The 23,921-nt window shown below is 41.0% G+C and carries 14 protein-coding genes and 1 pseudogene; 8 read left to right on the top strand and 7 right to left on the bottom strand.

Translation table 11 applies throughout. The annotated features are described in order from the left end of the window. Positions 1 to 283 precede the first annotated feature (283 nt). The 6 genes and pseudogenes from NJ959_RS04400 to NJ959_RS04375 all read left to right on the top strand — a co-directional run bounded on the left by NJ959_RS04400 (position 284) and on the right by NJ959_RS04375 (position 12,384). The gene (locus tag NJ959_RS04400) at positions 284 to 1,366 is read left to right on the top strand and encodes an amidohydrolase family protein (protein ID WP_254010540.1); all 1,083 of its coding nucleotides are present in this window, start codon (positions 284 to 286) and stop codon (positions 1,364 to 1,366) included. A 366-nt stretch (positions 1,367 to 1,732) separates the two neighbouring features. Further along, positions 1,733 to 2,068 (top strand): hypothetical protein, encoded by a 336-nt coding sequence (locus NJ959_RS04395; protein WP_254010535.1) that lies wholly within the window; start codon positions 1,733 to 1,735, stop codon positions 2,066 to 2,068. Positions 2,069 to 2,157: 89 nt separating this feature from the next. Continuing rightward, positions 2,158 to 2,571, top strand: a pseudogene (locus NJ959_RS04390) (DUF7689 domain-containing protein); the annotation flags it as partial. A gap of 837 nt (positions 2,572 to 3,408) precedes the next feature. Next, on the top strand, positions 3,409 to 4,962 hold the full coding sequence (locus tag NJ959_RS04385) for a hypothetical protein (RefSeq protein ID WP_254010533.1): 1,554 nt from the start codon (positions 3,409 to 3,411) through the stop codon (positions 4,960 to 4,962). A gap of 98 nt (positions 4,963 to 5,060) precedes the next feature. Then, positions 5,061 to 5,705, top strand: coding sequence for a hypothetical protein (locus tag NJ959_RS04380; protein ID WP_254010532.1), 645 nt, complete (start codon positions 5,061 to 5,063; stop codon positions 5,703 to 5,705). A 1,240-nt stretch (positions 5,706 to 6,945) separates the two neighbouring features. Beyond that, the gene (locus NJ959_RS04375) at positions 6,946 to 12,384 is read left to right on the top strand and encodes a trifunctional serine/threonine-protein kinase/ATP-binding protein/sensor histidine kinase (protein ID WP_254010531.1); all 5,439 of its coding nucleotides are present in this window, start codon (positions 6,946 to 6,948) and stop codon (positions 12,382 to 12,384) included. A 2-nt stretch (positions 12,385 to 12,386) separates the two neighbouring features. On the opposite strand, the gene bioF is transcribed toward NJ959_RS04375, so the two are convergent. The 4 genes from bioF to NJ959_RS04355 all read right to left on the bottom strand — a co-directional run bounded on the left by bioF (position 12,387) and on the right by NJ959_RS04355 (position 15,692). Next, complete coding sequence (gene bioF, locus NJ959_RS04370) at positions 12,387 to 13,553, bottom strand: 8-amino-7-oxononanoate synthase (RefSeq protein ID WP_254010530.1); 1,167 nt, start codon at positions 13,551 to 13,553, stop codon at positions 12,387 to 12,389. Between the two features lie 25 nt (positions 13,554 to 13,578). Further along, entirely contained in the window at positions 13,579 to 13,791 is a 213-nt protein-coding gene (locus NJ959_RS04365) for a hypothetical protein (protein ID WP_254010529.1), read from the bottom strand. 227 nt (positions 13,792 to 14,018) lie between these two features. After that, positions 14,019 to 15,179 (bottom strand): tetratricopeptide repeat protein, encoded by a 1,161-nt coding sequence (locus NJ959_RS04360; protein ID WP_254010528.1) that lies wholly within the window; start codon positions 15,177 to 15,179, stop codon positions 14,019 to 14,021. 141 nt (positions 15,180 to 15,320) lie between these two features. Further along, positions 15,321 to 15,692 (bottom strand): DUF1823 family protein, encoded by a 372-nt coding sequence (locus tag NJ959_RS04355; protein WP_254010539.1) that lies wholly within the window; start codon positions 15,690 to 15,692, stop codon positions 15,321 to 15,323. A gap of 203 nt (positions 15,693 to 15,895) precedes the next feature. Between NJ959_RS04355 and NJ959_RS04350 the strand changes: the two genes are divergently transcribed. Continuing rightward, positions 15,896 to 16,945, top strand: a complete 1,050-nt coding sequence (locus tag NJ959_RS04350; protein ID WP_254010527.1) for a zinc-dependent alcohol dehydrogenase — start codon at positions 15,896 to 15,898, stop codon at positions 16,943 to 16,945. A gap of 88 nt (positions 16,946 to 17,033) precedes the next feature. After that, positions 17,034 to 19,745: a tetratricopeptide repeat protein gene (locus NJ959_RS04345; protein WP_254010526.1), complete on the top strand. Its 2,712-nt coding sequence runs from the start codon at positions 17,034 to 17,036 to the stop codon at positions 19,743 to 19,745. Between the two features lie 334 nt (positions 19,746 to 20,079). On the opposite strand, the gene NJ959_RS04340 is transcribed toward NJ959_RS04345, so the two are convergent. The 3 genes from NJ959_RS04340 to ppc all read right to left on the bottom strand — a co-directional run bounded on the left by NJ959_RS04340 (position 20,080) and on the right by ppc (position 23,853). Then, on the bottom strand, positions 20,080 to 20,412 hold the full coding sequence (locus NJ959_RS04340; protein ID WP_254010525.1) for a type II toxin-antitoxin system PemK/MazF family toxin: 333 nt from the start codon (positions 20,410 to 20,412) through the stop codon (positions 20,080 to 20,082). Further along, positions 20,397 to 20,591 carry a hypothetical protein gene (locus NJ959_RS04335; RefSeq protein ID WP_254010524.1) on the bottom strand — a complete coding sequence of 65 codons (195 nt, stop codon included), beginning with the start codon at positions 20,589 to 20,591 and terminating at the stop codon, positions 20,397 to 20,399. The genes NJ959_RS04340 and NJ959_RS04335 overlap by 16 nt, the downstream gene beginning before the upstream one ends. Before the next feature lie 103 nt (positions 20,592 to 20,694). Continuing rightward, entirely contained in the window at positions 20,695 to 23,853 is a 3,159-nt protein-coding gene (gene ppc, locus NJ959_RS04330; RefSeq protein ID WP_254010523.1) for a phosphoenolpyruvate carboxylase, read from the bottom strand. Positions 23,854 to 23,921: the final 68 nt, after the last annotated feature.

The following is a 23,921-nucleotide window of genomic DNA, read 5'->3' as shown; positions in this document are numbered from 1 at the left end:
TTTCTTAAGCTGCGGCGCATCTAAATTGAATATTAAATTTGTGGAAAGGGGTATGAGGTGTGGGTTTTTTGGTGTGGGGATATACAAATTAAATGCGTCACAGCTTAATAGTCGGTTTCAACCGACTTAGGCTATTAGACAGAGAATTTATTCTCTGGCGGGTTTTTGGAGGTGAAATCGGTTATTGAACATAGTGCAAGATCTCAGTATGACATCCGAAAATGCCAGAAGCAATTTACAATAAGCAGTTCAATTTTGACTTTTGACTTTTACTATATTTACCATGCTAAACGGTTATCGAATTATTGATGCAGATTCCCATGTTTACGAGCCTGATTCCCTGTGGAAAAACTATCTCGAACCTGCATTTCGCGATTTTGCCCCCACTCCGGATTTGAAGATTCAAGGAGTACCGATAATGAATAAATATTCTAATCGGTTGATCGATGAAGGAGCAAAGCAGGTTGCGCAATCGCATCCTCTCTCTTTGGTGCGAGAATTTAACCCGGAATCTCAGGTGCAAGCGATGTACCAAATGGGAACTGATATTTCCTTTATTTATCCAACCTACCTGGCATGGATTAGCGGTGTCGATACTATGGCTCCCCAACAAGTGGGTGCTTATATCCGCGCTTACAATAATTGGCTGCGAGACTTTTGTAGTTATAATCCAGCAATTTTAAAAGGAGTCGGTGTCGTCAATCTACATGCTCCGGCAGAAATGATTCCCGAATTGCGAAGGATCGCAGATTTTGGCTGGAAAGCTGTCTATTTGCGCCCCAATCCTATCAAGGGAAGATTACTTAGCGATCCACTTTACGATCCTTTTTGGACAGAATGCGAGGAACTTGACATTGCTGTTAGTCTCCACGAAACAACCCATAGCCGAGTTCCCAGTGCTGGCGCGGATCGCTTCCACACTCGTTTTGCCCTACACGCTTGTTCTCACCCCATGGAACAAATGATGGCATTATTAGCTTTAATTGAAGGAGGAGTATTGGAAAATCATCCTCAACTTAGGGTGGGATTTCTGGAATCTGGTTGCGGTTGGTTACCTTACTGGTTGTGGCGACTGGATCGCGAATACGAAGATTTGCGATGGGAAGTAAAAGATCGGGTAAAAATGAAGCCCTCGGAGTATTTTCGCCGTCAATGTTTCATTGCAATTGAACCATCAGAAACTTATATTCCGAAGCTGTTAGAGGAACTTGGTGAAGATAATCTCATCTTTGGTTCCGACTATCCCCACATGGATCACAAACCCGATATTGTTGCTGATATGTTGGCTCTTGAAGGGCAGGTATCGAAGGAAATTCTGCAAAAGATTCTTTGGGATAATCCCTGTCGGTTTTATGGTTTGGAGTGAACGATGGTTAATCTCAAATTTTCCACCAGTGGTTAAAACCGCACCCGCCGTAGAATTAATTCTACGGCTAACAGCTCAAGTCCATTAAAATGGACTAAAATCCTTTCTTAATAGCTGTTTTTTCTAGGGTGGCTCAGATCTTGCACCAGCTCCAAAAACCTGCTTTATTGCAATTGTTTAAACTTGAAACCCTTGATTATTCGTTGAAAAATCTGGTCGATCAGGTATTGTTGAAAATGGTGAAAGATCTCACTATGATGGAGATGTCTATTAATTGCGATCTGAAGAGCTTTACTCGCAAGCGATCGCGCATTTATTTTTCATCCTACCCCACCCCACACCCCTTTCAAAGACGAAGGTGTTCCTATGACAGCAACCATTCCATCCCATCAATCAAAATATGAATCAGACGATCTAGAAGATATCTTTAACCATCTGGTTGAGTGGGTACTCACAGAAACCAGATCGGAATCTTCTACCCTGCGTATTGCCATTCATCCAGCGTATCAGCAGATTATTGGATTGGGTAAACCTGCGATTCCTTTGCTATTACGGGAAGTTGAACGACATTCAGGAAGATGGTTTTGGGCATTGAAAGCAATCGCGAGGGAAGATCCGGTTCCACCAAGCCAGCGGGGTAAAACCAAGAAAATGATCGATGCTTGGTTGAGTTGGGGAAAAGAGCAAGGATATCAATGGTAGGAAATAACACATGGAATGCTTATGCAAAAGAGCATTTAGAGCAACAGTTTCCCAAATTGGCTAATGATGAGTAGACTCTAACCAGTCCAGATACCATTGACTATAATTGTGTCGCTTGGGCTGCTGAAAGCGATGAGGAGTGGTGGTGGCCAGATCCAATGGAGCAGGAATATTGGCCTGATGGCGTGCCGCGAGAGGAAACACTATCGGCTTTTGTTGCCGCATTTAGAACCATTGGATATGAAGTTTGTGATGATGCGTCGCTGGAGTACGGCTTTCAAAAAATTGCGATATATGCTGAGGCTCAAAATGTGCCAAGGCATGTAGCGAGACAATTACCCAATGGCAATTGGACGAGTAAAATTGGTCAGTATGAGGATATTCAGCATAAGACGTTAGATGCGCTAACTGGAGATGCCCCTGCTTATGGCACAGTTGTCCAGCTCATGAAGAAAGCAATATACTCAGATCTTGCACTAGTAGCAAAAACCGCCAGTGGTTAAAACCACTGTCTCATAGCTAAAGTCCGTTAAAACGGACTAAAATCAGGATTAATTAATAGTCGGTTTCAACCGACTTAAGCTATTAGACAGAGAATTAATTCTCTGTCGGGTTTTTGGGGTTGGGGACTATCTTCCTCCTTCTGCTTACATCCCAATTGCTGCAAGCTAAACATCTAGTCTAAGCATTACTGGGCAAGGGTTGGGCTGAATTATTGACAGTTTAGCCTATAAGTCTTGGTCAGCGAGGTTTGTGGAAGATAATGTAACAATTGATAGGTGGCAATGATCTGTAAGAAGCCAAACCCGCCGTAGAATCAATTCCACGGCTAACAGCTCAAGTCCATTAAAATGGACTAAAATAATCATTCAATATTCAGTCGGTTTCAACCGACTTAAGCTATTAGGCAGTGGTTTGAACCACTGCCGGGTTATCTGCCGGGCGATCGCGAATCCTGCAAGTTGTCAGTTTTAACTCATAACCAGCACCATTCTCAGTAAGCTACCAAACCAGCCGTAGAATTAATTCTACGGCTAACAGCTCAAGTCCATTAAAATGGACTAAAATAATAATTCAATATTCAGTCAGTTTTAACTGACTTAAGCTATTAGGCAGTGGTTTGAACCACTGCCGGGTTATCTGCCGGGCGATCGCTACTGCTATATTAGTCAGTTTTAACTGACTTAGGACTTACGCAGTGACGCTAACAATAGTGGATGGTGCGTTAGCTTGAGCGTAACGCACCCTACAGTTAGACTTGAGTGCCGATTTTTCTCTGTTCACATATCTTAAACAAGAAAGACTTGACAAAAATCATTTTTCTGAATTAAATAGTTACAATGATTGGGCAATTTAATATTACTGGCAAGCAGGTGAAATTAACTCAACGATTGATCGCTATTTTATCTGTGATTCTGGCTTGTGTAGTGGGTGGCGGTTTATTGGTGCTACCTGCCCCTGAAGCTAGGGCGCAATTTGACAATGGGGCAAAACAACCAGAAATAAAGACTGAAACTTTTCTCAATCCGACAATTCCTGCCAACCCAAGTAGGGGTGTCACTCCGCCAGAGAAAGCTTTTGGTCAATTTGCTTGGCAGACTTTTGTGGCTTTGAATTGGCCAGCGAATTGTGATGGTAGCCCTTTAAAAATTTTGATTGGGCAAGATCCTACTGCTCCCCGTGTTTGGGAATTTTATAATTCTCCCGATCAAATATTTCTTCCTAATGGGCAAGATCCAAGTCCCGTTATACCCGTTGTCCCGCCTGCGTGTAAAACTCCAGATACGCAGACTCAAAGGTTGGATTTGCAATTGAGTGAGGTTGAAGGGGAGATTGAGAATACCAAAGAGAGCGTATTTAAAACAAATATTCTACTCCCAGGTGGCAAGCCATTAATCGACCAAACTGGCAATTACGTTCTCAACGAGATTCGCATGAACCCGATGGAAGTTAAGCAAATCGTCGATTGGAAATGGTATTCTGCCGATAACCTGCAAAACTTCAACAACAATGTTAATTTCCCAAATGATGCCAAGGCGAACCCCTTTGCCTTAGTCTGTAGCGATAAGTCTCAGGGTGGCATCTATGAAAAAACGTTTCCTTGTCGGGACAATCAGGATGTAGGCGCGATTGAAATTAAATCAGCTTGGCGGGTTTTGCCCAATCCAATACCTCCTGAGATCGAGTCTAAGTACTACACGACAAATCGCACCTTTTTGGTTGAACCAGCTCAAAAAAGCGCGGATGGTAAGGAAAAAGAGGTAACTGTACCCGTTGCTTTAATTGGTTTTCATATTATTCAGAAAACCAGTAAGCAGGGTTGGACTTGGGCGACATTTGAACATTTGGATAATGCACCAGATACAGGAACTAAGCCCGATCCCAAAACGGATTACATTCTCTACAATCCTAACTGCAAAGGGCAATGCGAGGAAAATAAATCTTACGCGAAATCCCCTTACCTTTGGCGCGATGAATTTCCCCATGCAGCAACTAAAGACGGGGAGGGTTTTAAGGCACAAACTCCGTCCCAAATTACCCGCTTAATTCCGATTACTGGAACGGCTGAATCATTAAATTCAGAGTGGCAAGGGGAATTAAGAAAAATCAACCCAGATTCAATTTGGCAAAACTATCAACTGATTGGGACTCAATGGTTAGGGGTTCCTTACAATCCTTACAATAATTCCTTGCGAGACGTTCAGCCAAATCCACCGCGCGAGTTAGCCAATGTCACGCTAGAACCTTACTTTCAAACAGAACCAATCGGTAGTTCCTGCATTGCTTGTCATACACAGGCTTACTTGCCAAAACCGAATGAAAATACTTACGCAGATTTTAGCTTCTTGCTAAATAATGCTCAAAGTCTTTCTAATTCAGCTAATGTAAAGTAAGTTGATGATATTCGCTCGACTTATCTAGTGTTTAGGTTTGAACCGACTAAATCCAATTCTTTTCAATCTACCAACCTTTATTTAAGGAGACTTTTACCATGGTAGCATCGTGGGAAACTTCATTACCCCCTTCTTTGCAAAATCCTGACGACTTAGCTAAAGTTAGAAAAGCGGTAACGCAGTGGTCTCGGATTGTTGCTTGGTCGTGGACTCCGCTCCTTGCTTTCAATAAAGATCAGAATAAGGGGGCGCAAGAGCGAACTCTGAAAAGCTACCTGATTGAAACTGTCAAAAATCAAGGTCAGAGTGCATTCGCCTATGAGTCTTATGGTGACTTGGAATCAAAAGCACAGGCTGAGACCTTATCTGCCTACTTAAAATCTATGCTGTTGGGTAAAAATAGCGAAGTCCCATACCTTAAGCAGCAAGAAGTTACGCTTACTTTGGATGCTGTTTTGTATGAACTCTCTGGCGATCATTATATTTTTACCGAAGATCCGGACTTTACTCAAATGTTTACATTTCGGTATATAACAGAATATACTGGACAAATCATTCCGGCTGTTGACGATCGAGGTCAGCCCATACCCAACCAATATATTTCGCTAATGGCCTATCCGCCTCGTCCAACTTTAAGTGAAGTGACGGTTACGGAGCAGCAATTATATGATTGGGCAAAGAATATCAATACTGGAGGTAACTATCTTCCTCCTTCTATATATATTCCCATCGCTGGTTCATAAATTGCGAAAAATGCAATTAAGATGAAGGAGATACAGGTAGGAATAGTTTGTCCTACCTGTTTTGTTTCTTGGGGGGTGTGGGGTGTGGGGTGTGAAGGGATACAAATTAAATGCGTGACAGCTTAACCGCAACTACCCCCGAAAATCCGCCAGAGAATAAATTCTCTGTCTCATAGCTAAAGTCGGTTGAAACCGACTGCATATGAGCATTTCAGTCCGTTTTAACTCATAGCTTGCACCATTGTCAGTAAGGAGCCAAACCCGCCGTAGAATTAATTCTACGGCTTATAGCTCAAGTCCATTGAAATGGACTAAAATAATCATTCATTATTCAGTCGGTTTCAACCGACTTAAGCTATTAGGCAGAGATTTTAATCTCTGTCGGGTTATCGCGAATCCTGCAAGTTGTCAGTTGAAACTGACTATTAAGAAAGGATTTCAGTCCGTTTTAACTCATAGCTTGCACCATTGTCAGTAAGGAGCCAAACCCGCCGTAGAATTAATTCTACGGCTTATAGCTCAAGTCCATTGAAATGGACTAAAATAATCATTCATTATTCAGTCGGTTTCAACCGACTTAAGCTATTAGACAGAGATTTTAATCTCTGTCGGGTATAAATTAATTCTACGGCTTATAGCTCAAGTCCATTAAAATTGAGATCTTGCACCAATGTCAATTAGCCTAAAAAAGCTTAATTTTTGGTGACCACATTAACGGAGTATCAAGGGTTGTAGCTTTTTATTGAGAATGGTGCAAGATCTGAGTTAAAATGGACTAGAATTCTGATTAAGTCGGTTTTAATTGAGATCTTGCACCAGTTGCAATAAACCGGAGGCAGAGCCTCCAAACCCTCGTTCCCAGGTTGAACCTGGGAACGAGAATATCGAGGCTCTGCCTCTTATTGAGAATGCTGCAAGATCTGAATTTTAACCGACTTAAGCTATAGTGGTTTTAACCACTGCCCGGTTATCGCTACTGCTGCAAGTTGTCGGTTTCAACCGACTATTAAGAAAGGATTTCAGTCCGTTTTAACTGAGATCTTGCACCAATGTCATTAAGGCTGAAAAAGCTTGATTTTTTGTGACGATATCAACGAAATATCAAGGGTTCTAGAACTTTATTGAGAATGGTGCAAGATCTCAATTTTAACGGACTTAAGCTATTAGACAGTGGTTTGAACCACTGTCGGGTTATTAAGAGTGATGCAAACCCTAACTAAAGGCAAAACATTAAAGTGAAATGAGTAAGATTACCGATTATAAAATTGTTTCCATAATTTACGAAAGCGCAAACTCTTTAGTTTATCGCGCTAAATCCAGGGATCAGCGTTCTGTCATCCTCAAAGTCCTCAAACAAGATTATCCTACTCCTTCGGAACTGACACGATATAAGCAAGAATACGAAATCACTCGCTCTCTCAATATTGATGGTGCAATCGCCGCCTACGAGTTGCTTCCTTATGAAAATACCCTTGCCATTGTTTTAGAAGATTTCGGCGCTCAATCCCTGGATATTTTGCTACAGTCCCAAAGTTTTTCACTGTTAGAATTTCTTCAGATTGGCATTCAAGTTGCCCAAGCTCTCGCCGAAATTCATGGGAGCAATATTATTCATAAAGATTTTAATCCGGCTAATATTCTGTTTAATCCCGACACCAGACAAGCCAAGATTATCGACTTTGGTATTGCCACTATCTTTACCAGAGAAAATCCAGTCATTAAAAACCCCAATGTTTTAGAAGGAACGTTAGCCTATATGTCTCCAGAGCAAACGGGGAGAATGAACCGAGCGCTCGATTACAGAACAGACTTTTATTCTCTGGGGGCAACCTTTTACAAAATCCTCACTCGACAACTACTCTTTGATACTCAAGATGCCTTAGAGTTAGTTCATTGCCATCTGGCTCGAGAACCCATTCCTCCTCACCAAATCGATTCCTCAATTCCCACAGCAATCTCTCGAATCGTAATGAAATTGCTGGCAAAAACAGCAGAAGATCGTTATCAAAGTGCCTTGGGAGTGAAAGCAGATTTAGAGGAATGTTACTTTCAGTTAGAGCAAACTGGAGAAATTGCCGAATTTTCCCTCGCTCGTTACGATTTAGTCGAGCAATTAGAAATCCCCCAAAAACTCTACGGTCGAAATTTAGAAATTGAGGAATTGCTGGCAACATTTAGAAGAGTTAGCCAACCGAAAATTCAAGAGGAGCAAACAGAAATAACTACAGCTCAAAATCGGGTTGAAATGATGTTAGTAGGGGGATATTCTGGCATTGGCAAAACGGCACTGATTCAAGAACTATATAAGCCTCTCTCCCAACAGCGCGGTTATTTTATTGCCGGAAAATTTGACCAATTTCAACGCAATATTCCTTATTCTGCTCTTGTTGATGCGTTTCGCTCCCTCGTGCGACAGTTGCTAACAGAAAACCAAGATCAATTGAACGAATGGCGGGAGAAGTTAGAAATAGCTTTGGGAATTAACGGACAAGTTATTGTTGACGTAATTCCCGAAATTGAACAAATTATCGGTTCTCAACCTCCGATTCAACCCCTAGAACCCGCACAAGCACAAAATCGCTTCAACCAAGTTTTCCAGAATTTTATCCGGGTATTTTGCAAGCGATCCCATCCTTTAATTTTCTTTTTAGACGATCTGCAATGGGCTGATTTTGGCACGCTAAAACTGATAGAGTTAATGATGACAGATAGCCAAATCGAATCTTTGCTTTTACTCGGTGCTTATCGCGATAATGAAGTCGATGACAATCACCCGACAATACTGGCGATCGAACGATTGAAGGAACAAGGTACGATTGTTAATCAGATTATCTTAACGCCGCTCAAGTCAGATGATATTACTCAACTTCTCACAGAAACGCTTCATTGCGATCGGGAAAGTGTCGCATCTTTAACCGAGTTAATCTTACAAAAAACTTCTGGCAATCCCTTTTTTATTAATGAATTTCTGAAAACGATCTACGAAGAAACTCTCTTAACCCTCAATCGCGATTGTCAATGTTGGGAATGGGATATCTCTCAAATTCAAGCCTTAGACATCACCGATAATGTTGTCGATTTAATGCTTGGAAAGTTAAGAAAATTGCCAGAAGCAACCCAGGCTGTATTACGTTTAGGGGCTTGTATTGGCAATAATTTCGATCTCAGTCCCCTCTCGATTATTTATGAAAAATCTCCCTCGGAAACTTTTGAGGATATTTTACCAGCCATACAACAGGGTTTAGTTCAACCGACTTCAGAACTAGAAATAACCTCAAAAATACCCATTCAATCAGATTTAGTAATTCAAAATTATAAGTTTCGGCACGATCGCATCCAACAGGCTGCTTATACTCTCATCGATCGCGATCTCAGGAAAATAGTTCATCTTCAAATAGGGAGATTATTACTGGCAAATTGGGAGAGGGATGAACAGCATGAAAAAATATTTACTTTAGTCAATCATCTGAATAGAGGACTGACTATAATCGAGGATCGAGAAGAAAAGATCGAAATATTAGAACTTAATTTAGATGCAGGAAAAAAAGCAAAAGAAGCAATCGCTTACTCCGCAGCGCAAGATTATCTTCGGATTGCTCTTAATGAATTTCCCGGAGATATTTGGGAAGAACGCTACGAAATGGCACTCGATTTGTACAAAGAGCTTGTAGAAGTTGAGTATCTAAATGTAAATTTTCAAGAGTCTCAGAAATTACTCAAAGTAGCTATCGAGCGAGTCAAATCACCGCTTGATAGTGCAGAATTTTACTATCTCCAAATCGTTCAATCTACATTACAAGGAAACGTTAAAGAAGCGATCGACCTGGGACGAGTTGCTCTTCAAATTCTGGGAAGCAAACTACCAAAAGAAAATTTTTATACTGCCTTTGAACAAGAATTAGTTGCATATCGTAAAAACTTAGGCAATCGCTCCATTGGCGAACTCTATAATAATTCTGAAATGAAGCGATTGGAACAAAGAGCAATCTTCAAAATATTATCTCGTATTTTTCCTGCGGCTTGGATACTAGACCCAACATTAATGTATGTTGTCGGTAGCAAGATGGTAAATCTTAATATCAAATATGGTCATATACCACTCTCTCCAATGGGCTATATCTTCTTTGGTGTTATTAATACTCATGCTCTTAAAGAATATCGCACGGGTTATGAATTTGGCTTACTTAGTATGAAGTTATCCGATCGGTATAATAATTTAGCTTCTAAGGGAGTGGCCTGTCAGCTTCATGGTAATATGACAATGCCTTGGTTAGCCCATATCAAATTTTCTGAAAAAATTAATGACGAAGGACGTGATGCAAGTTTACAAGTTGGAGATTTACAAGTTGTAGGTTATACCCTAACCTATAAAATATATAGTCTTATCTATCAGGGTAAAAATTTAGAAATACTACTAAAAGAAGCAGAGCGCAGTCTTCATTTTAGTCAAGAAACTCAAAATGACTGGGCGATTAACTGCATACTAGCCGCCAAAATAGTTCTCAAAAATTTAGTTGGTGAAAGTCAAGACAAGTTATGTTTTGACTTAGAGGAACTACCAGAATCAGATTTTTTACAAACTCAAATAATGGCTGCCATTTGTTTTTATCAGATATTTAAAGTTCAAGCACTATACTTATACGAACAACCAGCTCCATTAAGTTTATTAGAAGAATCAGCTAAATTACTTGGCTATATTCCAGCGACTATATCCGTTGCAAGCCATAATTTTTACTATTCCTTAACTCTCATCGCCCACTATCCCAACGCATCACCCCAAGCACAAAAAGAATACTGGCATCAAATTGAAACCAATCAAAAACAAATGAAAGATTGGGCAGATAACTGCGAAGCAAACTTCCTCCATAAATATCTCCTCGTCGCCGCAGAAATGGCTCGGATTTCCGGCAAATGGCAAGAAGCAATGACACTCTACGATAGCGCCATCGCCTCCGCCAAAGAACACGAATTTATCCAAAACGAAGCATTAGGAAATGAACTAGCTGCCCAATTCTGGCTGGCACTAGGTAAAGAAGAATTTGCTAAACTTTACATGAGAAAAGCACGGCAATGCTATCAAATCTGGGGAGCAAAACGCAAAGTCGAAGATTTAGAAGAAAAGTATCCCCAATGGTTTACCTCCCCATCCTCCGAATCCGATAATGTCACCAAAACTGCCATCACCACCACCTCCGGGCACTCTGCTAAATCCCTAGATATCGAAACCGTCATTAAAGCCTCAGAAACCCTATCTAAAGAAATTGTCTTAAAAAACTTACTCGCCAACTTGATGAAAATCGCCATTGCCAATGCCGGGGCGCAAAAAGGTTTCCTGATTTTAAAGAAAGACGAAAATTGGTTCATTGAAGCCGAAGGAAATGTGGATGAGGAAGAGGCAAAATTATTACAATCAATTCCCATCGACTCCCCAAACCTCCTTTCTCCTGCCATCGCCAACTATGTCATTCACAGCCAAGAAACTGTCCTCTTAAACGATGCAGTTAACGAAGGACAATATATCCGCGATTCCTACATTATTGCCAACCAACCTAAATCTATCCTCTGTATTCCTCTTATCAACCAAGGCAAATTAAGCGGGATTCTCTACCTCGAAAATAACCTCACCACCAACGCCTTTACCAGGGAGCGTATCGAACTTTTGCAAACCCTCTCCGCCCAAGCTGCTATCTCCATTGAAAACTCCCGCCTCTACCAAGAATTAGCAGAATACAACCGCACTCTAGAAGATAAAGTAGCAGAAAGAACCCAAGAATTGCAAGAGAAAAACGAGGAACTTTCAACCACCCTCCACAAACTAAAAACTACCCAAAATCAAATCATCGCCCAAGAAAAACTCGCCTCCCTCGGTGCATTAACTGCCGGGATAGCCCACGAAATCAAAAATCCTTTAAACTTCGTCAATAACTTTGCCCAACTCTCCGTAGACTTAACCCAAGAATTACAAGATGAAATCAATAATCAACAAGAAAACCTAGACTCAGAAACAGTTGAATATATAGAAGAAATCTTAACCGATTTGCGGCAAAACGTAGAAAGAATTAACCACCACGGGAAACGTGCTGATAATATTGTCCATGGCATGATGATGCACGCCCAAGGTGGTGGCGGGAAAAGAGAACCCACTAAGATTAACAATCTTCTGGCAGAATTTGTTAACCTCGCTTATCATGGAATGCGAGCAAAGGATGAGGCATTTAATATTATTATCGAAAGTGATTATGACGAATCAGTGGGTGAAATTACTCTTGTACCACAGGATATAAGTCGAGTATTTCTCAATCTGACTAATAATGCTTGTTATGCTGCATATAAAAAGCAAAAACAATTAGCAAGTGAAGAGTCAGAGGAAATCTCAGAGAATGAATCATTAACTATAACTAATGATGAAGGTGAAAAGTTTGAACCAATGCTGTGGGTAAGTACCAAAAATCTTGGCGATAGGGTGGAAATTCGTATCCGCGATAATGGTGTGGGGATGCCACCTGATGTAGTTGAGAAAATTTTTAATCCTTTTTTTACGACTAAACCTACAGGTGAAGGTACGGGTTTGGGTTTATCTATTAGTCACGATATTATTGTACAGGGGCATCAAGGGGAGATTAAAGTTGAGACGGAAGTGGGGAGTTATGCTGAGTTTATTGTGATTTTGCCTAGATAATATTAATCTATATTCTCTAATGCTTCTACCAATTGTTGAATATGGGCAAGTTTGTGAGTTGCCATAATTGATATGCGAATTCGACTAGTGGGAACAGTAGGGGGACGAATTGCTGGGGCAAATATGCCAGTATCTTTTAGCTTTTTTCCCGCATTAATAGCATCTTTGGTAGTTGGAAATTCAAGACAGAGTATCGGTGATTCAGATGGTAAAAGTTTGAGGTGAGGTAAGTTATTTTTTAGCGCTTCTCTCAGGAGATTTACATTATTATAAAGTTGAGTACGTCGTTGTGGTTGCTCTTGACTAGTCTGAATAGCAGCTAAGGCAGCAGCAGTGTCAGGAGGAGATAACGCGGTAGTATAAATCCAACTGGGAGCGCGATTTCTGAGAAAGTCAATTAAGATTGAGGAACCTGCTACATATCCTCCTAAACTTGCTAATGCTTTGCTGAGAGTACCAACTTGAATTATCGGGTTTCCGGTACAGCCAAAATGTTCCACACAACCTGCACCTGTTTTTCCCAAAACTCCAGTAGCGTGGGCTTCGTCTACTAGCACCATGGCATTATATGAGTTTGCCATTGCTAATATCTCTGGCAATGGACATAAATCGCCATCCATACTGAATATGCTATCTGTAGTAATTAGACAGCGGCGGTATTTTTGGCGATGTTGTTCTAGTTTTTTGTGTAAATCTTCGATATTATTATGACTGTAGTTGATTGCCGTCGCACCGCTTAAAATTGCCCCATTTTTTAGACTGGAGTGATTGTATTCATCTGCTATAATTAGATCTCGCTTTCCTACTAAAGCGGCAATTGTACCTAAGTTTGCCAGATAACCGGAACTAAATACTAGTGCATCTTCTGTTTGTTTAAGATTTGCGATCGCAATTTCTAATTCTCGATGAATTTCCCTATGCCCACTCAGCAATCTAGAGCCAGTACTTCCTGTACCATATTTATTAGTAGCATTAATCGCGGCTTGAATCAATCTTTCGTCTCCAGCTAATCCCAAATAATCATTACTGGCAAAATTGATAACTTCTCGCCCATCTAATTTTACAACAGCACCAGGAATACTTTGGATAGTTTGCACGGAACGATACCAGTCAGCCTTGTGGATGGTAGCGAGAGATTCATCTATCCAGTCATAAGGATTACTTTGCATGTTTAATCTTATCTAACTTCAGCCTTCATCCTTCCAGAGGAGGTTCAATTTGAGCATTTTTACCTTTAACTGGGGGTAATGCCTCAACTAAACCCATTTCAAAGGCAATATCGGGTAATTCCCCTGCGATATATTTTCCAGGTTGAAAGACTTTCCCTGATGTAAAACACATCTGTTTGAGTTCGACTATTTCACTGGGGACAAATAATCCTTTCCATCTTCTGCTCTCAATTGCCATGACTGATACTCCGGATATAATTATTGTATTTTATCATTCTACTCGGTCAATTGAAAAAACCACTAAGACACTAAGACACAAAGGAAGAGATAGATAATCTTCTACCGCCAAGGGAGTAGTACTAGTTTTCCTGGTGCGTTAGCAAAGCCTAACACACCCTACATATAGAAGCTTTGTGTAAGCCTGTATATCTAAATTTTGGCGGATATTTCCATCGCTAATAATAACTAAGATTGAAGCTTTTTGAGTGTATTTACTATTTCCTGCGCCGACTTCACATCCCCTTGCTCATCAAAAAGTTTTGCCGCCATTTGTAAATCTACAATTGCTTTGCGATTATCTCCAAGTCGGCGATAGGCAAAACCGCGACAAGTCAAGGCAGTGGCATCATTATTATTAATTTCCAAGACGGCGTTAAATTCAGAAATTGCCCCATAAAAATCTCCTTTTTGAAGTTTAATTACACCTCGTTGATGATAGTCTTTTGCGGTTATTTGGACTGGCTCAACTGCTTTTTGTGCTAGGGATTGTTCCTGAGTAGTGCAAATATTTGTGGCTTTTTCTAAATCCTCTATCGCGCCTTTATAGTCTCCCATCGCGGAACGAACAGTACTGCGTCGGTTGTATGCTTCGATATTATTTGGTTCTAGATTTAATATTTGTGTATAATTATCAATTGCGGCTTGATAATCTCCTAATTCATATCTGAGATTACCTTGGATCAAAATACCTTGAATTAGCTGTTGATTTTTATCTGTTCCCTCATCGATATCATCCTTAAAGATATGATTGATTTGATGAAAAAATTCCTTGGCAGCAACTGAATCGAGACGAAGTGCGCAATCGAAATCTTCGATAGTTTCCCGATTCTCACCTAAGTGGAGGCGGGTATAACCTCGGTTGAGGTAAGCTTGAGTATAATTAGGATTAATTTCTATCGCTTGGGTAAAATCTGCAATGGCTTCTTGATATTCGCCCAATGCGACTTTGTTTAAGCCTCGGTTAAAATAAACTTCGGCAAGATTGGGATTAATTTTTAAGGCGCTATTATAATCTTCCATGGCTTTTTGGTAATTGTCTAATTCTAAATAAGCTAAACCGCGATTCAGATAGGCTTCTGGATGGTTAGGATTAATTTTGAGGATGGCATTGCAATCTGCGATCGCGCCATGATAATCTGCTAATTCCAAACGGAGGATACTGCGATTTAGGTAGGTTGTGATATGGTTAGGATCGAGCTGCAATGCTTGGTTATAATCCTGCATGGCTCCCCAGCAATCGTTTTCATAAGTACGAAGTAAACCCCGATTGCTGTAAGCTTCTGCTTCTTGAGAATTAATTGCCAATGTTTGACTGTTATCCCGCTGTTGATTCTTGTCGCTATTCATGTCGGTAAGCCCAACGTGTCTTATAGCTGTTATTTCGCAGGGTTTATTCGCTCATCCGGTGAAAATGCGATTTCTTGGGAGAGTGGGGGGAGTTTGGAGTTTTGACAAATCAAATATTATAGGACTTACGCAAAGCCTTTACTAGATTAAACCTTGAATTCTCATATAACTTAATAACCAATTAGCCGCTGTTGCTCTCCGAGTTTGTCGAGGACCAAATTCTCCAATTTTGTACCCCTTAAACCCCAAATATTCTTTCAACATCTGTTTATTCTCTTGGGGAATTGATTTAGTCAGTTTTAGTGTAGGTGGACGGTTTTCAATGAAGTTTGGTGGCTCTGGATATACCTCCTTCCATTCAGGCGCAACCTCTGTATTTTCCCACTTATTTTCTACTGTATTATAGCGATATCCTAAATAGTACCAAACCAGTCTGTTTACCGTGTCGTCATCAATATTTTCATTTAAAATTGCCCACATTGTCTCATTATTTAGGGAGGGTAATTGTGGTATATTTTTCATTTTATTGTTCCTTGTTAAACTAAGATAAGACTTTCTCAACCACACTATTAGTAGGTTTATTAGTGCGTTATATCATTTCCGGTATCGGAACCATTCAACCTCTGACAGAAAAACCTCTGCGTACCTCTGTGTTCACCTCTGCGCTCTCTGTGTTAAAAAAAAGATATTATACCAATACCAACGGATTTGATATAATGCTAGCAGCCTTACTCTACGGTAAAGAAGATTTACGTCTCGAAGAAGTTCCCTTTCCTACACCGGATGTTGGGGAAATCGTAATTAAAGTTAAAACAGCTACCACCTGTGGTACTGATCTTAAGGTATGGCGGCGCGGTGGTCATGCGAGAATGCTAAAACCGCCAACATTATTCGGGCACGAAGTTGTCGGGGAAATCATCTCCCTGGGAGCAGGGGTGACAGGTTGGCAGATTGGCGATCGCATCGTAGCAAATAATTCGGCTCCCTGCATGAAGTGCTTTTTTTGTCAACGTCAGGAATATTCTCTTTGTTCCAATTTGATATTTAATAACGGCACATTTGCTGAATATCTCAAAATCCCTGCTCCCATTGTACAACATAATGTATTGGCAGTACCTCCTGATTTACCCGATGCTTTAGCGTCAATGACAGAGCCACTAGCTTGTGTTCTCCATGGTATCGCCCATTCTAATATTAAATCAGGCGATCGCGTGGTTATTATCGGTGATGGGGCAATTGGCTTAATGTTTGTTGCAGCCTTGGGCAGGCAAGAGGCAGAAAGAAAAGTCTCATATCCTAGTGAAATTATTCTATTTGGTGGTAATGATGAACGCCTGAAAATAGGCAAACAATTAGGGGCATCTCAAATATTTAATTACCATCAATTGCCAGATGTACCTACTGTTGTCAAAGATTTAACTGAAGGATGGGGTGCAGATGTGGTAATTGAAGCAACGGGTGTACCATCAGTTTGGGAAACTGCGATCGCATCTGGTCGTCCTGGTGCGACAATTAATTTATTTGGTGGTTGTCCGCGAGATACTACGATTACTGTTAGTACGGAACAAATCCATTACAATCAACTAACTCTCAAAGGTGTTTTTCACAATACCCCTACCTTTGTCAGAGATGCGCTATCATTGTTAGCGAGTCGTACCATACCTTTTGAACTGTTAATTACCAATACTAGACCATTAATAGAGTTAGAACAAGCATTACAAGATATGAAAAGTCGTCAAGCTATTAAAGTGGCAATTCAACCATGAATGGGAAATGGTACAGCGGATGCAGTATCGAGCGATGGGGAATGGGGAATAAAATAATAACAAACAACCAATAACAAACAACCAACAAGTGTCAATAATAGAGAAAAGCAAACAGTTCAAAGACTTACTGATTCTGGGGATAATATGGCTAATAACGGCTATCTGCGATCGCATTTGGTTTGCACTAGATCGATCCGTGCCAAGTTGGGATCAAGCTGATTATCTTACCGGATCTTTAAATTACTTAAGAGCATTACAGCATCCTGAGTGGTTATCTGGAGAGTGGTGGAATAGTTTTTGGCATCTTTCCTCTAAAATACCACCTTTTACCTATATTGCTACTGCTATTATCCAAAATTTATTTGGTAAAGGTTACGAGCAAGCTACTTTAATTTTACTAGTATGTAGTGCCATTCTTCTGGGATCAGTTTATGGTTTGGGAGTACAGCTATTTAGTAGAAAAGTAGGCTTATGGGCAGGAGGTTTAACGATGCTGTTACCGGGATTATATCGCTATCGTTTGGAGTTTCTTCTAGACTATCCTTTAACAACAGTTATTACCCTAAGTTTTTTCTGTCTCACTGGTTGGAAAATAACAAGTAAAAGCCCAAAATCTCCCCACTCCCCACTCCCAAAAAACCACTCCAAAAAACCCATTCCCCATTCCCTAATTTGGACAGTAGGATTGGGAGTTTGTTTGGGATTAGCGCTGATGGTAAAACAAACTGCGCTATTATTTTTAATAATACCGATTATTTGGACAATCGCATGTACGATTAGAGAACGAAATTGGGGACTATTTGCCCAGTTATTAACTAGTTTATTGATATCAGCATTAATATTTAGTCCCTGGTATAGCGCCAACTGGCTGTTAATTTTAACCTCTGGGAAAAGGGCAACTCTTGATTCTGCGATCGCAGAAGGCGATCCTCCCCTCAATACCCTAGATGCTTGGATATATTACTGGAAGATTTTACCTTATTTGGTGTCTTGGTCTCTATTATTAGTCCCCATTGTTGGATTTATCCTTTATTGGCAAAGGCAAAAGCCAGTACAAGCAGAAGGTAATTCAAGGATTTTTCCAGGGAGGCGGGGATTATTTGCTTTTAATCTATCCAGCTTCCGTTGGCTAGGGATATTTTTGGTAGGTGGCTATCTCCTATCTTCCTTGAATGTCAACAAAGACGCTCGTTATATTTTACCTATTTTACCAGTATTATCGTTATTTTTAGCAAATGGTTTATTGGAATGGAAAGGGCGATGGGGGAATAGTATTCGCTGGGGTACAGTTGGACTAAGTTTCCTGCTAATGGTATTGAATATATACCCATTGGGAGGTACTGTTTTAACTCAAATTTTAAGTCCTCGCGTACAACATTTCCCTTACCTAGGTGCTACCTTTCCTCATCGTGAAGTTATTGAAGAAATTAGCAAAACTTCCCCTTACTTGCGCACAACATTAGGCGTGTTACCTTCAACAGGAGAAATTAACCAGCATAATCTTAATTATTATGGCGCATTGCATAATTTCCAAGTTTATGGCAGACAAGTAGGAGTCAGAGAAAAACAGGTAAAACAAGATACGAAATCTCTATCTTGGTTTCTGATTAAAACTGGCAATCAAGGTTCCGTTCCTGCCGCACAAGCAGCTATAGTGAAAGAAGTGGAGGCAAGTGGAGATTTTATGTTACAAAAGACTTGGAATTTGCCAGATAATAGTATATTAAAACTTTATCATAGAAGTGAACCACCCATAGAAGTTAAGGAAGCATCCCGATTTGGAAGAAATGCAAGTCGTATTCTTGCTCCCCCCTTTAACAAGGGGGGCTGGGGGGGTAAAAACTTTGTCAAAAAACGAGTATCTTTGCCAAATTGGGATGCTCCTGAAGTCAAAATTCAAAACTCAAAACTCAAAACTCAAAACTCAAAACTCAAATTAGAAATGGTAATGATACCAGAAAAAGCTCCTCCAGGAGCGCCCATCCCAGTAACTTACGAATGGAATGGCGATTGGCAAGATTTACAATCTGGTATCGTATTATTAACGTGGCAACTAGTGGGAGGCACATCTCAACAACAATGGTTACAAGATCGCGCGATTGGGATGGGAGAATTGTATACTAATGAAAAATCCACTACTATAGATTCCCAATTTCAAGTTATTGAAAAAACCGCTATGTTACCGCCAGCGGATATACCAGAAGGTAACTACAGACTAACAGCCACTTATCTCAACCGGAAAACAGGCGAAACCTATCCTATTTCTGTACCAAATATTATTCTCAGAATCGATAATAATGCCCCAGCTATCCCCGCCCCTGAATTAGATTTAGTTACTCAATTACGGAGTTTAGCCACTAACTTACCCAAGGGACCAAAATTTTTAGCACCTGTATTTGAAGAAACAGGTAGAATTAATCAATACGATCCAATTCAAGATTATCTGATACAGGCAGACTTAGCCTTATCCTATCGGCTCAAATCGACACCGCAGGATTTACACTTAGCTTACGCCTTAACCCTATCTAAAATATTACAGAAAGATCCCCAAGGCGCGATCGCAGTTTTGCAGCAAGTAGTCGAGCTAGATAGCAAAAATCCTTATGCCTACGCCTATCTTGCCTTTGTCTACCTTTATCAATGGCGGGGCAAAGAGGCGGAGAATTTGCTCAAACAAGCCGAGATACTAAATCCGAATCTGCCAGAAATTAAAGCACTTTCTAGTATTGCTGCTTTGATGCAAGGTAATATTTTTCAAGCATGGCATTTATTTGAGGATTTTAGGGGGGGAGGCGGTTAAAACCGCGTGGGAGGCGGTTAAAACCGCGTCTACACAAACAAAACCTGCCTTCGCAGGTTTCAACGCTACTGATTTCATTTTAGTCCGCGAAGGCGGAGTTGGTTTATGTAGCCGCGATTTCCAATCGCTTTGGCTCCTCAAGCTTTTAGAAGCATATTAGTTAATTCAAAAAAGGGGGGGGAGGCGGTTAAAACCGCGTCTACACAAACAAAACCTGCCTTCGCAGGTTTCAACGCTACTGATTTCATTTTAGTCCGCGAAGGCGGAGTTGGTTTGTGTAGCCGCGATTTCCAATCGCTTTGGCTCCTCAAGCGGCTGTTTTAAACTGTTGGTGTTAGGTTTGCAAAATCTCAATTATCTTAGCAATAATCTGATCAAACTTTTTAGAAGCCAATTGCCCCACTTTGTACAAAATAATTTGCCGATCCGCCGTGAATAGCCGATTTGGTCTCACATTACTTACCTGATTCAGACTACCCGTACTAAAGTCATCCATCTCAATCGCAATGGCATATTGATCGACTACTGTCCGACTCGTAATCTGACAGAGAATAACATCATCTCCCGGCAAAACCGCTATCACCAATGCTGGACGACGCTTTGCCTGAGTCAAATCTGAAAACGGAAAAGGAACAACCACCACATCCCCTTTTACAAATCTTGCCAAGCCTCATTCTCCTCTGGAAGTAACCAATCCTTTTGCAAAGACGACTCACTGAGTCGGCTGACTTCAAGCGTCTCTTGCCGAGACTTCGCCTGGAGAAACTTCAGAAAGTCTAAAACTTCAACCAATAACCATTCTGAGGCTTGATCGAGTTCCTGTATAATTAACTCTTTTAGAAGCATATTGGTTAATTAAAAAGTAGACATTACTCGAAGCATTAGTCAAACCCGCGCAGGCGGGTTTTGTCTATGTAGATGCGGTTTTAACCGCCTTTCTATCACCATTTTAACCCGTATTCCGCATACCCGCAGCAATCCCATTAATCGTCAACAACGCCCCACGCAATAACTCACCTTTACTATAGCGAGATTGGACAAAACCTGTCGCCGTCTGAGTACTATGCTGACGCAACCGTTTCAGCAAAGAAACCTGTAAGAAACCGAGGGGAACAATTGTACCATTCCGCAATTGAACGGATCTTTGTAAATCGGGATCTCCATCTAATAACCGTTTATGTTCTGCGATCGCTAAAACCAAATCGCGGGTAAGATTATATTCATTAGAAATCTGCTCGAACAACCGCTCAAACCTTTCTAGATCTTCTGGTTTTGACAATTTCCGGACATAATGACCTGCTATTTGTAAATCCACCTTTGCCAGAGTCATTTCCACCTTAGAAATAGCCATTTTCAGGAAAGGCCATTTCAAGTAAAAATATCTTAGCAGCTTCAAATTCTCTTCCGGCTCCTCATCCAAAAACCCCTTAATGGCAGTACCCACTCCATACCAACTCGGTAATAAGAAACGGGTTTGTGTCCAACTAAATACCCAAGGAATAGCCCGCAAACTGCTGAAATCTTTTTTCCCACCCCGACGCGCTGGGCGAGAACTAATTTGCAACTGACTAATTTCTTGGATTGGTGTTATTTCATTAAAGAAATCCAAAAAGTCAGGTTGTTCGTAAATTAAAGCGCGATAATGTTGCCGGGATCTCGTTGATAATTCCTCCATAATCTCATTCCATGGCTCGATATTATCAAAGCCAGTACCCAACAAGCTCGCTTGAATTACCGCAGTTGTTACCGTCTCTAAATGATAAAGAGCTAATTCCGGCAAGGAGTATTTCGACGCTAACACTTCCCCCTGCTCAGTAATTTTGATTCGCCCATTGATACTGCGACCAGGTTGAGCCAAAATAGCTTCATAAGCTGGACCACCACCGCGTCCCACGGAACCACCACGTCCGTGGAATATCCGCAATTCTACACCATACCCTTCGGCAATAGTTTGGAGGGCTTTTTGAGCCTTATGAATTTCCCAATTACTACTAAGAAAACCCGAATCTTTATTACTATCAGAATAACCCAACATCACCTCTTGGAGGCTGATTATTTGTTCGCTGTCATTGGTTATTTCTCCGTTGTTGGTTGCCAATAACTCATAACCACCTGATAAACTAGCGCGATATAGGGGTAACTCAAATAGAGATTTCATCACTCCCGGCGCTCGTTTTAAATCCTCTACTGTTTCAAATAGGGGTACTACCCGCACATTACTTTTCGCGGTAGAGGGATCGTATAATCCTGCTTCTTTTGCCAGCAATAGTACTTCCAATAAGTCACTGACATCGTGGCTCATGCTGATCACGTAGGTTTGGCAAATTTCCTCACCAAATTCCTGTTGCAATTGCCGTAACATTCGGAATGTTTCGATAGTTTCGCGGGCTTTGTCAGAAAATGGTAATTCTGTAGGAATTAATGGTCGTCTTGTTTGTAACTCTGTTGCCAGCCAAAGTGTTCGCTCTGCTTCCGATAATTCATTGTAAGATTTTGGTAATATTTCCAGATAGGCAGTAATCTCATTAATTGTGTCTGAGTGGCGAGAGCTTTCCTGACGGATATCTAGATGTGCCAGATTAAATCCATAAATTTCTACCTGACAGATTAGATTCTCTAATTCCTGACAGCTTAATCCTGTTTCTCCTAAGTTGCGCTCAATCATCTGCAACTCTGTTAAAAACTCTGCTCCGGAACGATAAACGCATCTGTCCCCATTGTCAGATATTTCCATTTGTAGGGGTTTACTTTGGGAGATACGGAGGTTTCGTTCGAGAGTTTTTTCCAACCTGGCTTGGATGTAGGCTAGTTTCAGGCGATAGGGTTCTTGTCTGTAGCGAATTGATAAGCGCTCGTACACTTCTGGCATTTCTGCACGATCTTGTTCTAGGGAGTCTAATAACTCTGGTAAAACATCGCTACAGTGTAGGGATAAACTTAATAATCCGATTAAATTACCGAGAGATTCGATATATTTTTCTAGGACTAAGTTTCTCTGATAGCAAGCAGTTTGCCAGCTAACTTGAGGTGTCACTGACGGATTACCATCTCGATCTGAGCCTACCCAAGAGCCAAATTTACAGAAGTTTTTGGCTGGTGGTTTAAGGCGGGGCAATGATGCTTTTAAGGATTGTTTGAGGCGGAAGTACAATTGAGGAATAGCCTCAAATAGGACTTCTTGGAAGTAGTGGAGAGTATAATCTACTTCATCTAGAACAGTGGGTTTAAACTGATGCAATTCGTCAGTACGCCACCACAAGCGAATTTCTTCCCGCAGTTGTTCGATACATGCCTCAACTTCCCATGATGAGGTTAATTCTAAAGCTCTGGAAGCATCTTCTGCTTGGTCCAGTAATGCCAATATGTTAGCAATCCGTCGCTGTTTTGCCCTAATTGTGTGACGGGTAATTTCTGTGGGGTGAGCGGTAAAAACTAAGCGAACATCTAAGTTATCCAGCAATCGCTGAATTTGGCCAGGTGGTACGTTTAGTTCTCGTAATTGGGGAAATAGCCAGTGAAAGGTGCTGGATGGGGGGGGGGAACTACTGTTTTCCTGCCCATTTTTTTTCTGTAATTCTGCCACTGTTCCCACCTGAGTTGAGCCAACTTGGTGACTTTCTCCATGATTATGACTATCGACAGACGCGATGCCTGGGGCTGGCTTTAGGGAAGTGTCTGGAACAGAAGCGATCGCAGAATTGCCGTTAGCTTGTATGCTAGCTGGTTTAAAGGACGATCCCTCTGTTAGGCTAGATTTCTGATAAGTTACCCGTCTTGAGAGGAGTTGAGTCCGTTGTTCGTAATGCTGTTCAACACTATTGATTAATTGGAAGTAAAGAGCAAAAGCCCGTGTTGCCCGAATTGCGGCATTGAGGTCAAGCTTTTCAATTAATTCTGGGACGGAGGATTGAGGAGAATCGGTTGCTTGTCCTTCTGGCGAAGACAATTGACGCAGTGATGCGAGTAAATCGACTAATTCCTGACCGCATTCCGAGCGCAAAACCGACTCCCACAATTCCTCCACAACTTTGAGGCGATGTTGTAGCAGTAGGTTCGAGGTAGAGGGTAGAGCTAAATCCTGAGCGGATGACTGTAGCAGCAAACTCATAGGGTCTGTTCGGAATTAGACAAATATTATTTATTGTACGAGGTTAATGTACCTCGGATTTGTTACAC

It is taken from the genome of Limnofasciculus baicalensis BBK-W-15, from assembly GCF_024178385.1.
Lineage (GTDB): Bacteria > Cyanobacteriota > Cyanobacteriia > Cyanobacteriales > Coleofasciculaceae > Limnofasciculus > Limnofasciculus baicalensis.
Note: the sequence above shows the minus strand (reverse complement) of the source record. Positions and strands in the feature narration are given on the sequence as shown.

Coding starts and splice junctions, on each gene's coding strand:
- NJ959_RS04365 (WP_254010529.1), bottom strand. CDS start 13,791: ATGGCAATTGAGAGCAGAAGATGGAAAGGATTATTTGTCCCCAGTGAA.
- NJ959_RS04335 (WP_254010524.1), bottom strand. CDS start 20,591: ATGCTTCTAAAAGAGTTAATTATACAGGAACTCGATCAAGCCTCAGAA.
- NJ959_RS04360 (WP_254010528.1), bottom strand. CDS start 15,179: ATGAATAGCGACAAGAATCAACAGCGGGATAACAGTCAAACATTGGCA.
- NJ959_RS04350 (WP_254010527.1), top strand. CDS start 15,896: ATGCTAGCAGCCTTACTCTACGGTAAAGAAGATTTACGTCTCGAAGAA.
- NJ959_RS04395 (WP_254010535.1), top strand. CDS start 1,733: ATGACAGCAACCATTCCATCCCATCAATCAAAATATGAATCAGACGAT.
- NJ959_RS04400 (WP_254010540.1), top strand. CDS start 284: ATGCTAAACGGTTATCGAATTATTGATGCAGATTCCCATGTTTACGAG.
- NJ959_RS04385 (WP_254010533.1), top strand. CDS start 3,409: ATGATTGGGCAATTTAATATTACTGGCAAGCAGGTGAAATTAACTCAA.
- NJ959_RS04375 (WP_254010531.1), top strand. CDS start 6,946: ATGAGTAAGATTACCGATTATAAAATTGTTTCCATAATTTACGAAAGC.
- bioF (WP_254010530.1), bottom strand. CDS start 13,553: ATGCAAAGTAATCCTTATGACTGGATAGATGAATCTCTCGCTACCATC.
- ppc (WP_254010523.1), bottom strand. CDS start 23,853: ATGAGTTTGCTGCTACAGTCATCCGCTCAGGATTTAGCTCTACCCTCT.
- NJ959_RS04380 (WP_254010532.1), top strand. CDS start 5,061: ATGGTAGCATCGTGGGAAACTTCATTACCCCCTTCTTTGCAAAATCCT.